At 51.2% G+C, this 12756-nt stretch carries 11 protein-coding genes; 6 read left to right on the top strand and 5 right to left on the bottom strand.

The window, feature by feature from the left end:
* Positions 1-17: 17 nt before the first annotated feature.
* The gene (locus AAFN83_RS05350) at positions 18-485 is read right to left on the bottom strand and encodes a nucleoside deaminase (protein WP_347767685.1); all 468 of its coding nucleotides are present in this window, start codon (positions 483-485) and stop codon (positions 18-20) included.
* 321 nt (positions 486-806) lie between these two features.
* On the opposite strand from AAFN83_RS05350, the gene AAFN83_RS05345 reads away from it, so the two are divergent.
* The 5 genes from AAFN83_RS05345 to AAFN83_RS05325 all read left to right on the top strand — a co-directional run bounded on the left by AAFN83_RS05345 (position 807) and on the right by AAFN83_RS05325 (position 5709).
* Complete coding sequence (locus tag AAFN83_RS05345) at positions 807-1871, top strand: suppressor of fused domain protein (RefSeq protein ID WP_347767683.1); 1065 nt, start codon at positions 807-809, stop codon at positions 1869-1871.
* Between the two features lie 126 nt (positions 1872-1997).
* The gene (locus tag AAFN83_RS05340; protein WP_347767681.1) at positions 1998-4256 is read left to right on the top strand and encodes a hypothetical protein; all 2259 of its coding nucleotides are present in this window, start codon (positions 1998-2000) and stop codon (positions 4254-4256) included.
* 34 nt (positions 4257-4290) lie between these two features.
* A complete protein-coding gene (locus AAFN83_RS05335) occupies positions 4291-4965 on the top strand; it encodes a hypothetical protein (protein ID WP_347767679.1) in 675 nt (224 codons plus the stop codon).
* A gap of 51 nt (positions 4966-5016) precedes the next feature.
* Entirely contained in the window at positions 5017-5244 is a 228-nt protein-coding gene (locus AAFN83_RS05330) for an ankyrin repeat domain-containing protein (protein WP_347767678.1), read from the top strand.
* A gap of 21 nt (positions 5245-5265) precedes the next feature.
* Positions 5266-5709, top strand: a complete 444-nt coding sequence (locus AAFN83_RS05325; protein WP_347767676.1) for a DUF4274 domain-containing protein — start codon at positions 5266-5268, stop codon at positions 5707-5709.
* A 101-nt stretch (positions 5710-5810) separates the two neighbouring features.
* On the opposite strand, the gene AAFN83_RS05320 is transcribed toward AAFN83_RS05325, so the two are convergent.
* Positions 5811-7196: an SMI1/KNR4 family protein gene (locus AAFN83_RS05320; RefSeq protein WP_347767675.1), complete on the bottom strand. Its 1386-nt coding sequence runs from the start codon at positions 7194-7196 to the stop codon at positions 5811-5813.
* A 103-nt stretch (positions 7197-7299) separates the two neighbouring features.
* Between AAFN83_RS05320 and wsfD the strand changes: the two genes are divergently transcribed.
* Positions 7300-9492, top strand: a complete 2193-nt coding sequence (gene wsfD / locus AAFN83_RS05315) for a glycan biosynthesis hexose transferase WsfD (RefSeq protein ID WP_481810475.1) — start codon at positions 7300-7302, stop codon at positions 9490-9492.
* Positions 9493-9554: 62 nt separating this feature from the next.
* Here the strand turns inward: wsfD and AAFN83_RS05310 are convergent, their stop codons facing one another.
* The 3 genes from AAFN83_RS05310 to AAFN83_RS05300 are packed head-to-tail and all read right to left on the bottom strand — an operon-like array spanning position 9555 to position 12616.
* Positions 9555-10712: a DHHW family protein gene (locus AAFN83_RS05310; protein ID WP_347767671.1), complete on the bottom strand. Its 1158-nt coding sequence runs from the start codon at positions 10710-10712 to the stop codon at positions 9555-9557.
* 23 nt (positions 10713-10735) lie between these two features.
* Positions 10736-12121: an MBOAT family O-acyltransferase gene (locus tag AAFN83_RS05305; protein WP_347767670.1), complete on the bottom strand. Its 1386-nt coding sequence runs from the start codon at positions 12119-12121 to the stop codon at positions 10736-10738.
* A gap of 6 nt (positions 12122-12127) precedes the next feature.
* Positions 12128-12616: a DUF4358 domain-containing protein gene (locus AAFN83_RS05300; RefSeq protein ID WP_347767668.1), complete on the bottom strand. Its 489-nt coding sequence runs from the start codon at positions 12614-12616 to the stop codon at positions 12128-12130.
* Positions 12617-12756: the final 140 nt, after the last annotated feature.

The following is a 12756-nucleotide window of genomic DNA, read 5'->3' as shown; positions in this document are numbered from 1 at the left end:
ACAGTCACTCCGTCTTTTCAGCCCTTCGTGTGGGTTGCAAAGTAGCTGGCCAATACAGGCAGGCTTTCCTCTCGCAGTACCCCAGCGGTGACAATAGGCTTATGGGGAGAGTGATCAAAAACCATTTGACTGCAGGAGCTCCCCGTCTCGCCAAGCAGGTTGCTCAGCTCCGTGTTGCTGGCGGCATAAACCAGTCGGCCCAACTGGGTCCACACCATTGCACCGCTGCACATAAAGCAAGGCTCACAGCTCGAATATAAGGTGTACGCTCGCAAATCCGTAATATGGGTCTCCGCACAGAATCTCCGCAGCAGCCCCGCTTCCGCATGGAAAGTAGGGTCGGTAGCCGAATAAATCTGGTTTTCACTCGAGTAGACGATTTCTCCGTCCTTCACCAATACCGCACCAAACGGTTCATTTCCATGCTCGACCGCAAGCTTGGACAGCTTGATGGCTTCCCTCATCAACCTCTCATCTTGATTCATTCGGACTCCCCTTTACACAAGATACTCCATTGTACCTTAGATTTTCGATCTAGGAAAATGATCCTACCTGCTATGGGTCAGAGGGTCAATTGTCGCTTAAAAAGGTTGTTTTTTCCTTTTCGATCCCCGTATACTTACCGTAATCCGACTAGGATTTCGTTCTTTGCTGATTACAATAACCGGAAGAAAGTTGCTTTCTTTCTGAAAGGCAGTCCGCTTCTTTCTGGAAGGTTGTTAGCTTCTCTAATAGCTGTGCAAAGTTTCTCTTTTGCCTGTCTGGCTTAAGTACTTAGAGAGTGGAAAATAAGAGGAGGGCAACGAATGAGTGAGGAAGTCGAAGCGACCATCGGATGGGATGCCATCGAAGAGCAAATGAGAGGACTTTATGGGGAACAGGAGCCCAAGCATTACGGTACCTTGATTCCTTACCAACTGGGAGGCAAGGACCCACTGGACGGGATTAGCGCGTATGCTGCGGAAGAGCCAACCCCGCATTGGCATATCGTGACGTTTGGCTTCTCCGAGCTTTATGGGAAGGAATCGGACTACGCAGAGGAGAGCGGGTACGGCTTTGAGCTGACCTTCCGGGTCGCACGCGAGAATAATGAGGAAGAGCCGCCGGCCTGGGCCTTGAATCTCTTGCAAAATATGGGGAGGTATGTATTTTCGAGCGGAAATGTGTTCCGTTCAGGCGATTATTTGGATGCAAATGGCCCCATTTGTCTCGGGGCAGATACCGAGTTGACGGCTTTGGCTTTTGTCGAGGATCCCGAACTTCCAGCGATTGATACGCCGAATGGACGAGTTGTCTTCCTGCAAATGGTCGGCATCACAGGCGATGAGCTGGAAGCCATGAAGACCTGGAACACACGGGGAATGCTGCGCATTTGCGAAGGGTATATGCCTCGATACATAACGAACTTATCTCGACATTCTCTGCTGGAGGTTCCGGCCATTGCCGAGGAGGTACAGAAGGGCATCGAGCGGGATGGCTCAAACACCGGGTTCTTGTTTGTGGATCAACTGGAATGGGAGCCGGAGAAGAAGCGCTTATTCGGAAAAGCTCCAGCTGTGCTGACGATTGGAGCCAAGCAGGCGGAAACCATCGGGAAGCTGATTCGGGGCCGCATCAGCAAGAACAAGGAGCTTGCGCTGGTCAGCCGAACTGTTCGGGTCGTGTTGAAGCCAAGTGATCAAGCCAAGGTGGAAGAGGGCGAGGATGAGGTCGTGCTGTACCTCACGGAAGCAGCTGTTCATGAGCTCGCCAGTCAACTGAAGCCTCAGGAAGGGACGGGCAAGCTCTCTGCCCTAGATGGAATAACCCTTACCATTGTGAAAACTCACATCAAAGACCCGGATGGGACGATCGTCTCTACGATCGGATAACGAGCTGCTATCCATATAGAGAGAATCGAGCAAGGAACAGGAGAGTGAAGAAGAAGCTATGCACGACTTATCTGCTGAACAGTTGATTGATCATAACCAAGGCTTGGTGGAAGAGGAGGACCATTCATGACGAAACGTGCAACGGGCCTCTTCCGATTTGTTTTTCTTATCCCGATCATCTTCCTGAGCTTCATGATGTGGAGCGATTACAAAGGGTACGTGGCTACCGTCGATGACCGCCTGCCTGCGTTCAGCCGCCTGTATTACCTGGACGAAGGCAGGAAGGCAGTAGGGTTCACGGAAGGAATCGATGGAATCCAAGCCTATCTCTTTGATACAGAGACCAAGAGGCTGAGCAAGAAGGTAACGGTGCAGGAAGTCATGCACAGCCTGCAGAATGCCGTCGTCTATCAGCAAGGAGCATTGATTCTTCCCACCTATGACACGGACGCTGGCCTGCGCTTAAATGCCTTTCTTCCTTCCGGTGAGGTGGAGGAGATCGCCCAAGGCAAGCTGCCGGTGGCCAGCTTGAGCAGCTACGATTTTTCGACTTGGCGCGGCAGGCTGATCATAACCGGCGAGACGAAGGACACTGCCTTTTTCCTGGCTCAAGTGAAGGGAGGCCAGCTCGCCACCGTCCTCCTGACCAGCCCCGAGCCTTTTCCAGCGCGGCCCATCCGACTTCGTGAGCTTCCGGGAAGTTTTACTCAGGAGAAGGCGATCCCTCTGATCGAGGTGAGCTTGAAGGATGACCGCAGTGCGTACATCAGCGGGATTTTGAAGGATGGTCAGCTCCCGGCTCCTGTGTTGAAGAAGGAAGAGGAGACTTCCTTCGATGCTCAAGACCGGGCCGAAGTGAAGCTTGCCCGTGAGCTGGGGTTTGATAACACCCGGGTGGTTCGGGAAAATTCCGAATACCCGGGGCAAGCGCGGTTTTATCATGCGGCGGAGAACAAATGGGGAGCTGCTGTTCCTACACCAAAGCCGGTTTATCAGGCTAAGGTATTCCCGTTAAACGATACGGAGGTATTACTCGTTGGCTCCACGACGGAAGATGAACAGAATGGGAAAACCATCGGCTATCTCTATCAGGAGCAGACAGGAGAATTTCAGGATGTGACGGGCCTAGTCGGTCAGATGACTTACGAGGAGCTGGATAACGCCAACCTTGCTTTCTTTAAGGAGCCGAATCGGGACCTGGTCTATTCTTCATTGGGAGCGGACTCGGCTAGAGTCTTTGAAATGAAGTCAGGTAAGGCTCAGATGTTGACAGGCGAACAAGTGAAGCAATGGTTCCTTGCCAAGGGGGAAGACCGGATTTCCTTCCAAAGCTTTTGGCAGTATGTGTTGCAAGGCAATGCCTTGGTCATCAATTGGCTGATCTGGCTGTTGCTTCCGCTGCTTATGACGACGGTGGTGCTCGCGGTTTCTTTCAAGATGAAGAGAACGCAAGCCCGTATGGTCGCCGAGGGGTCAATTCTAGCTGGAACCATCATCGGCATGGAGGAGACGGGAACCTATATCAACGAGCAGCCGCTGATCCGGTTTACCGTCCGATTTGAAGATGGAGGGCAGGTCAAGGAGATTTCGATCAAAAAAGTCATGTCCTTCTTGAACGCTGTCAGGGTTGGGGATTCGGTTGTCATTCGCTATAACCGGAAGAAGAACAAGGCGCAGTTTGTCATGGGAGAAGATCGGTCGACGGAACCGAACCAGATGACCCTCATGGACGCCGAGCTGCGCCGGATTGAAGCTATCGGCCGAGTAAATCGCAGTGAAGTGCTCATGCTCCAGTTCAAGGCGGAGGGTCGAGACTACGATATTCCCGTTGTACAGCCTCCGGGCTTCCACTACCGCATAGGCGAGAAAGCGCGTCTTGCATTGATTCAGGGACTGCCGCGATTGTTCAGCTATGGCAGTGCGGTAACCCTCCAAACATCCGAACAGATTTCCCTGCAAGGAGAAGTCGTTCGAGTTGAAGAGTACCCACTTCCCACTTTCGATCGCAAGCTGATGCTGCTCGAGGTACTCGTCTCCGACGGAACCAAACGATTCCTTAAGCCAAATAGCGCTTTTGTCCCGAAAGGAGTACCCGTGAACGAGGGAACGGTCATTCCCGTCGCTATGAGAAAGGAAGATCTCGCACGGGAGCTCCGCCTGCAGAAGGGGAAGCAGGGAGCAGCCAAGGTAACCTCCGTACGATTTGAAGGCACGCTTGGGGAACGGCCACTCGCACGGATCACGGTGGAACGGGAAGGTCGCAGCTATCAGATCTACCAGTCCATTGAGCCGATCTATGGTATTGTGGAAGGAGATGAACTATGGATTTCCTATGACGATGAGTCAAGGGAAGCGATCATTCTTCGTTATGCTTCGGCGAACTAGGCCTAACGGAGAGCCGAGAAGGAGCGAATGAGACGTGGATAAGCAAACGTATGCAGGGTATTTGCTTGATCTGATGGGAGAAGAATCCGATCCGGATGAGGATGTGGAGAAAGAAGCGTTCTATGGTTATTTTCAAATGTATATGCCTAGCGGAGAAGGGGTGGAAGCCACCTTTGAGCCCCTGACGGACGGTGACGCTTATGTGCATCGCATTCGTCGAATCTATGAAATGCTAGAGCCGGAGGATTTCACAGGCGATGCGGTGCCCGGCTATTTCAACGGGAAGGGAAACCCGGTGCCGGAGGACGTGCTGATCGACTTTGGCAAACAGCATATCCAGGAGTTAAAACAACTGCTAGAGGCGTTTCCCGATGAAGAGGAAGCAAGAGAAGCTGTGGCGTATCTTAGCAAAATCAATGATATTCATCTCCTGCAGCCAGGACAACTCAACGCAATCCGAAGCGCGTATGATCCCGATGTGTATGAGGTGCTGTCCGAAGTGATTCGTGATCAACAGAAGGACGAATCTCTCATCGAGATTCTGGACGAAGCTTATTACTCGATAGCTTGCGATTACTGGATCTCCTACTACCTCCAGTGGCCTCGGTACGGCTTACCGGGAGACCCGTTCGCCCCGTATTTTGAGCTGCATAGCCGTGGATATTCTGCAGTATTTTCTGATGGAACCCTTTACATCGGCGCAAGTTAGAGAAAGGGACTGGGTAGTATTCCAGATTATTTGTTGAATGGGGAGAGCTTCGTGAATTGGAAGGAAGTCTGCAAAACCAAGGACATCGAGGACGTCCGAAAGGCTATAGCAGAGCGGGATGTGAACGAGCGAGATGAGCGTGGACGAACACCGCTCATGCTATTTCTGACAGGAAAGATGCCTCTGCAGGCAATCGAGCTGCTGATCGAGCACGGAGCAGACCTGGAAGCCGTAGATCGGCTGGGGGATTCTGTCCTAAAGAAGGCGGTCAAGTTCTAACAAGTAGAGGCAATTGTAAAGTTGATCAAAGCCGGTGTCCAGTTGGACTCACCGAACGGCATTCAGGCTACGGCTTGGCAAACCGCACGTGGAGACAAGAAAATAGCCGATCTGCTGCTTCAAACAACGGGAGCGGTTCGCCTAACCTTAACGCGACAAGAACAGGAAAGGGTTGATCGTGTCCTCTATCAGGATTCCATGAAGAAGATGGGGGATTTCATCCAGCAGATGGATACTCCAGAATTGCTGCATGCCATCGTAAACAGCTACAATTGGGACAGCGGTCCGGGGCCGATGTTCTCCGTTTTCCATAATCCCGCTATTGCCAAGATTACCCTTCTTGACATGTACGAGCTGATGGATGGGGACTATTGGTTGGCCGAGGAGGAACCGGAGCTACAAGAGGAAGGGGAAGGAATGTGCTGGCGAGAGCTGGCCGAAGCCTTGCGGAAGAGAATCCGTTGAAGAACCGAATTCTTACGTTTCAGTTGTTGTCATAACCATGAAAAATGCGCCTCAACTCCCTAACAAAGGGCAGAGGCGCATTTTGCTTTTTTCATGGGGAGTTAGAAGTTCTCCAGCTGCTGAAGGAGCTCTGACACGGCCTGATCCGTGAACCGCAGCTTCCCGTGATCCTGAATGATTCGGCCTTCTTCCATGCGCTGGTCTAACCAACTAGTAATCCACGATGGAGCATACCCTCGTTGGCCAAACTCTCCGCCAAAGGCGATCATGTCCTTGTAGATGTCGAGGTACTTCGCTCGATCCGTGTCAGGGTATGATTTGGTGTAAAGCCAGAACTGCACATCATACATCAAATAGGAGCGTTCATCCGCATGAAAGGAAAAGTGCCCTTTCTCTTCAACGACTTGGGTGCAAATGGTGCGGATTTTCTGTTCAAGGGACTCAACTTCCGTTGCGTTGGCACACAGCTCTGCCAGAAGGGGAGAGAATGCTCCATGTGCAACCTTGTGAAGGTCGGCTTCCTTGTCTTCAGCAGAGGTATCGAACACCTCATCATTTACCAGACCTTTGATAAAGGCTTCGAAATTCTCAGCAAGGAAAGTAATTTCATAATCACCCTCCTGATCCACATGAATGACTTCGGGTTCTCCATCTGGACCGCAAGCCCGATAGTCTAGCATCACCACATCGTGACCCGCAGAGGGACAGTTGCAGATCACCACCCCGATGTCGGGATAGCCCCATTCCTCAATCATGAGTGAACTACCAAGGTCTCCGCAGAGGGAATACCTCTTCTCCCGACCAATCCCTAGAATCCCCGTGATGGCGATGTGATCCTCTGCCCACGAGGTTGCTTCCTCTGTAGGGAAATTGGTGTTGCACGGAATTCCGCCATTCTGGTGCTTCATCAGCGCGATGTAAGAGGCAGGCAGCTTGTACCCCAGCTCCTCTTCAATGGATGATATCAAGTCGTCCGTTGGCGGCTCGGATTGGTAGGAATTCTGGGCATAGTCACTCTCTTTCCAAAAACTGGACAGAAAAGCATCTGAAAAGGGCGGACCCTCTGCAGATGAACCGTGAGAAGCTGAGCCAGCCGCCTTTCGGGCTGCCAGTCGCTCCGCTTGCTTGCGTTGCTTCTCCGCTTTTCGCAGGCTCCATTCCACGAATAAGTCAGTATCGGGATCTCCAGGTTCCAGCTCGCCGGAACGGGCAAAAGCTTTCGCCGCCTCCTCGTACCGCTGCATGTGATAGTAGGCGTAGCCCATTCGGTAATGCCACAACGGGTCCTTCTGTCCCGCATCAGCAATTTCATGGAAGAGAGCCAACGCTTCTTCATACTGCTGCAGGTTGTTATAGGCTCTGCCTAGCAGGCTGATGGCCTCATAGTCCCAGTCTTCCTCTGGAAGGGCCAGTAGGGTGTCTACGATTTGCTGATGTTCATCCTCTTCGTTCCAATGGTTCAATTGCTCGAGTAAAGTTGGGTTCATGTAGAGGCCTCCAATCAATGGTCGGGGATGTCGCTTCTAGTATACCAATTTATACCGGTCAATTGGGCGAGAACCTTCTTCTTTCGATTAACCAGCTAGGCAAATGGGGAATAATAGTCAGGGAACGGGAAGGACCGTGTCCCGAGCCGCACACAACAAAGATCGGATGTTCATCAGAAAGGAAGGCTCACTGTTGGTTCCATCGAGGAAAGGAAAGACATGGATTCTCTTGCTAGCCCTATTGATTGCCATATGGGCTCTGATAGAGGTGCCTGACCCCATCGGTATTGCTGATAACTCCGACTTTAATCGGGTGATGAGAGCCTTTGGGATTGATTCGATTAATGGCATTAAGTATTACAGCGCAGCATTCCACTATCACCTGTCAGATCCTGCTGCCGTCCCACAGTACTTCTACCAGATCTTTCAGCCCGTTAAAGACAATCCTGCGCACTTTTATTCCACTCAACTGCTGTTTGTTAAAATCGGTTTGTTTTTCAACGCCGTAGCCAATCACTTAGCCCATCGCGATCCTCATCAGTTTCACCTCTTTTTTCAAACGGTTTTGTTTTTGATTTGCTACGCTTTGGCATGCTTTCTCTTTTTGAGGCGGAGGTGGAATGCTCGGCCTTACGTGAATATTGCCATCAAAATGTTGTTTCTCTTTCTTTTTCTGGATAGCGGCTATCTGGTCTATTTCAATTCCTTCTATGGGGAAGCACCTACTTTGATCTTCTTGCTCCTTTCCTTCGTCCTGTTGGTTTATCTGGAGAAGGGGAAGAGCAGCCTTCTGATAATCATAGCCTTGATCGGATCGCTGTTTTTATTCTCGGGCTCCAAGCCAGCTAACTTTCCCTCCGCCTTGCTGTTGACCCTTCCGCTTGTCTATCACGTGCTAAGGAGGGAAGAGGGGAGGAAGAGGTTTTTCCTCTGTGCCTGCATAGCGGCGATGCTGATGGGCGCTTCTGGTTATGTAAAGCATACTCCCGATTGGATGAACAAGGTTACCACGTTTCATGCTGTTTTTTTCGGCGTCCTCTATGACCATCCTGCGCCGGAGGAGGCCGTGAAGGAGCTGGGGCTGCCGCCGGAGCTGTCCCAACTGGAAGCCGTAAATGCTTACGCTCACGAACCTCTAAACCCGTATAACCTGTACGACTCCTCGTTCCAATCGCTGTTCTTTGACCGAACCGGGAAGCTGGACGTTCTCCTCTATTATTTGAAGCACCCCGCGCTCTTCGCGGAAAAGCTGGATATGAGCGCCGAGGCTGCTTTGCCGCTTCGTCCGACCTACTTGACCAACAAGGAAGTGCCAAGCGAGCAGGCCGATTTGTGGTTTGCCTTTCGGTTGAATGCCTGGGAGAGCGTTCGCAAGCACTTTTCCGGCTTCGCCTCCTTGTTCATCGGCGCCGTTATGGGGCTCTCCATGGTCAATTTGATTCTTCATCTCAGGAGAAGAACCAGCCTGTTCGGTATCCTGTTAAGAGCTGTGCTTATCTGTGCGACGGTTGGACAATTCATCATTCCCATGGTGAGCAACGGGCACGCCGACTTGCAAAAGCATATGTTCCTGTTTAATGTGCATTTGGATCTCCTGATTCTCGTTATCGTGATGGACCGAGCAGGCTTTTTCCTTCGCCATTTTCGTCAGATTGGCCTAGCCTTGCTCTTTCTTTGCCTTCTTACTTCGTTTCCCGGCAAGCCAGAAACCATCACGCTTGGCCGTCTCGAAGGCAAGCCCATCGAGTGGTATGTGCTGGAGAGAAGAGATGAGCAGGTAAAGCTGATCGCGAAGGACTCCCTGTTTCGAACCTCCTACGACGAGCGCTCGAACGATTATACGAAGGCCGGCATTCAAACGGAGTTGGACGACAAAGTCTCCACCTGGTTTTCGCAAGAAGAGCGGGAACTCATTCAGAAGGCAAATTATTCTGCTCTTCGTAATGCAAGCAATGCCTCGCTAGCAGATGAAGGGGATCGGCCACATTACTGGTTTTCTCCCATCAAATACGCAGCTCAGAACAGCGATCGAGCCTATCGAACAGCCTATTCTGCCTATATGACCTTGCCCAGTATTGACGATGTGCAGCGCCTGTTCCGCTTGTCCAAGAGCGCTTCGATTTTGCCGGAGAGCTACTGGCTATCCACCGCTTATTTCAGCAGCACAGACAAAGCCCGCATGGTTTCCCCGGATTATCAGGTCTATCATCGCAGGGTGGATACCGAATTAGGCGTTCGACCGGTCCAGTGGGTCAAAGATTCTATTCTCTACAGCAAGAAGGGAAGCTTGGATTAGTGAAAAGACAGGCAATGGGATGTGTCCTAGAAAATGGAGAAAAAGCTAAAAGATCGTGGTTTTCACCACGGTCCTTTTAGCCTCAGCAATTCTCGATTATTCACAAACGTTGCTGTGTTGAAGAGCATCAGAACATCCTGTATTTCGTTGCGTTCCATGTAATCATGGATGTCTCCATTGTAATAACGCAGGTCGATCACATGAATCTCCGGGACATGGAGCGCGAGGAACGGCAGTACACTGTGAGCGTAGGAATCCTTGATGACGAGCAGCTTCTGCGGCGCGGCATCTTCGTCAGTCGGAATCTTGTTCTTGATGGTCAGCAAGGCATGGACACCACCAAGAAAATAAGCGTACTTGTCTTTGGTCGTCAAATAATGGTTGTCATATAAACCGGTAACGGTTTGATCGGTATCTGTGATGTATAGGGAGAAATCGGCTGGTTGCTTCGACACATACCGTTGAATGGAATCGGCTTGGATTCCGGCTAACTGGCTACGGGTATGGTAGCTCCCCAGGAAGTTGTCGGTCACCGTCTCGATGTAGAAATCAGCAGGGGATTGGACAGGCCAGCCCATTTGCTTCGCATACGCTGCATAGGCCAGATAAGCTCCGTAGGTCGTCCAGTGATGGTCGGTCCGATAATAAATCGGTGTGCGGCCGCGTGCAGCTTTGCGCAGGAAGTCAAACCCATTGAGATAAGTCACGCTGTCTCCAAGCTGATAACCGATATATGCGTTAACTGCCTCTTGTGGAAAAGACGGAGCCAACCAGGGCAGCCGATCCGGATACAGCCCGATCGAGGTCGGCGCGAGCATGAAGGTCATGCGCGTCTCCGGGTGTCGTAACGCAAACTCCTTGATCGCGTCTGTATATTGCTGCAGCAGGGAGAAATCGGGTTTCTCGAAGCGTTCGAACAAATACCCGTCGCTCCCCTTGAAGATTCCGTTGTTCTCCTGTTGGAGACGAAGCTGCTCCAATGCAGATTTCCCCTGAACCCACTTTTCACGGAAAGGGAAATGGTCGGACAGGTAGAGTTCGGTCTGCTCCATAAATCGTTTGGACCACAGATTCTCCCATGTCAGCTGCGGTGTTTGTTGCAGGACTCGGTTTTCGGTCTCGGAAAAAGACAGCTTGGGGCGCACCAAGAACAAGAGGGAGAGGAGGAAAATTACAGCGGCAAAGCCGACGATGGTCATCCGATCGGTGGTTTTGCTCATCCGCTTCACGCTCCTTCAGGTCTCTAGAATCGGAAATACAGGAATGGATTAAAGGTGGCATCCACCAGATAAGCGATGGAAAACAGGAACAGCACCCCATGGTACAGGAGCATCAGATAAGGGCGCTCGGTTCTTGGATTGCGAGACTTCTCCACAACAATGGTGAGAACCAAAACGACAAGAAGAATCAAGTTGGTATATAGCAGATACCCGGTCTCCGTGTCCGCTAGCGGCAGACCATTCCTTGCTGACAATGCTAGGAAAAAGGTACCCATGGCGGAAAGATCGTCAAATGCGAAGAACACCCAGCCGATCAGAATCAGCAGCAAGGCATACCCGTGCCGTAATGGTCGCGGCAAGCGAGCGAGCAAGCGTAACCCAACCCACTTCTCGAAGATCAGGATCACGCCAAAATACACACCCCAGATCAAAAAATTCCAGCTCGCTCCATGCCAGATGCCGGTCAACGTCCATACGATCAGAATATTGCGTACTTGAATCGAGCGTCCTCGCCGATTCCCGCCCAGAGGAATGTACAGGTAATCGCGAAACCAGGTCCCTAACGAAATGTGCCAGCGGCGCCAGAAATCCGTCATGCTTTGCGCGGAATACGGCCTGTTGAAGTTCTCATTGAACCGGAACCCCAACATGAGCCCAAGTCCAATGGCCATGTCGGAATAACCGCTGAAATCGAAATAGATCTGAAAGGCAAAGGCCAGAATTCCGAGCCAAGCGGTCAACGCTAACAGTGCTCCTGTGTCCATGCCAGAGACTGCATGCCACAAGAGCCCACTATTATTGGCAAGCAGCACCTTCTTGGCCAGTCCCTTTATGAATCGACGGATTCCTTGGGCGAACATGGCGCTGTCCACCTTCCGGTGGCGCAGTTGCTCCGCAACCGAAGAGTATTGCACAATAGGACCGGCGACCAACTGCGGGAACAAGGCGACGAACGTTGCGAAATCCAGCCAGTTCCGCTGCGCTTTACTCGTTCCCCGATAAACATCGATGATGTAGGAGATCGATTGAAACGTGTAAAAGGAAATGCCGATTGGCAAGGGCAGCTCTCTAAGCGGGACCTCGGTGCCCAACCAAGCATTGAGATTTTCAATGAGGAAGTCCGCATACTTAAAGTAGGACAGCAAGGCAAGGTTGACGATAATCGAGAGGGCAACGATGGCCTTGCGCCGACGGTCGCTGAGCCCGGCTTTCTCCAGCAGGAGGCCGAAGCTGAAATCGGTAACCGTGGACAACAGCATAATCACGATATAGACCGGTTCTCCCCAGGCGTAGAAGAGCAGGCTGAAGAAAAGCAGTACGGCATTTTTGATTCGCCATGGGGAGAGGAAGTTGCAGATCAGAACCGCAGGGAGAAAGAGAAACAGGAAGAGTAAACTGCTGAATACCATGCTGCGTCAGGGCTTAACAAACAGGTCGGAAAAGGCCTTCTCCAGCTCATCGGCTTTCTCTGAGATGATGAAAATCACAAAGTTGCCGTTTGTGGTCAATTTATAGTTTTTGGCGTTCTCATACTGATCGGGCAAGTAATTCTCGAATTGCTTCTGAATATCGGTGGCACGCTGCTTTACTGCGTCTTCCACAGCGGGAATATCCTTGGAGTCCTTGACCTTCATCACAGCAATTTCATTGGTCTTGATATTCATCATCGGCATCATAATGGTATATTGGTCAAGCAACTGAGGATCAAGATGATAAAGGGTGCTGATATCCTCGGCGGTTAGCTCCACCAGAGCAGGCTGTTCATACTTGGAGGTCACACTATCAACCATTTCCTTGGTGGTCATGGAGGGTTCGTACACAGGCTCTGCACTGTTTTTGTTGCCGCAGGCACTAATCAACAAAACGAGTACAACGGTCATCATGATAAGATAAGGTTTGCGCATGGTAGCTTCATTCTCCTTGATGTAGGTTTTTGTCGAATAACACTATCGACGCCGCCCGTCGCAAAAATGTTGCAGTATTGCCCAAAAGGGCAGAAGCATCTGTACGTTTGGACGATGGCACATCAGGCTAGAATGGCCTA

Source organism: Gorillibacterium sp. CAU 1737, assembly GCF_039888655.1.
Taxonomy (GTDB): domain Bacteria; phylum Bacillota; class Bacilli; order Paenibacillales; family NBRC-103111; genus Gorillibacterium.
This window is presented reverse-complemented; position numbering and strand designations above follow the sequence as displayed.

Coding starts and splice junctions, on each gene's coding strand:
- AAFN83_RS05340 (WP_347767681.1), top strand. CDS start 1,998: ATGACGAAACGTGCAACGGGCCTCTTCCGATTTGTTTTTCTTATCCCG.
- AAFN83_RS05320 (WP_347767675.1), bottom strand. CDS start 7,196: ATGAACCCAACTTTACTCGAGCAATTGAACCATTGGAACGAAGAGGAT.
- AAFN83_RS05350 (WP_347767685.1), bottom strand. CDS start 485: ATGAATCAAGATGAGAGGTTGATGAGGGAAGCCATCAAGCTGTCCAAG.
- AAFN83_RS05345 (WP_347767683.1), top strand. CDS start 807: ATGAGTGAGGAAGTCGAAGCGACCATCGGATGGGATGCCATCGAAGAG.
- AAFN83_RS05305 (WP_347767670.1), bottom strand. CDS start 12,121: ATGGTATTCAGCAGTTTACTCTTCCTGTTTCTCTTTCTCCCTGCGGTT.
- AAFN83_RS05300 (WP_347767668.1), bottom strand. CDS start 12,616: ATGCGCAAACCTTATCTTATCATGATGACCGTTGTACTCGTTTTGTTG.
- AAFN83_RS05310 (WP_347767671.1), bottom strand. CDS start 10,712: ATGAGCAAAACCACCGATCGGATGACCATCGTCGGCTTTGCCGCTGTA.
- wsfD (WP_481810475.1), top strand. CDS start 7,300: ATGGGGAATAATAGTCAGGGAACGGGAAGGACCGTGTCCCGAGCCGCA.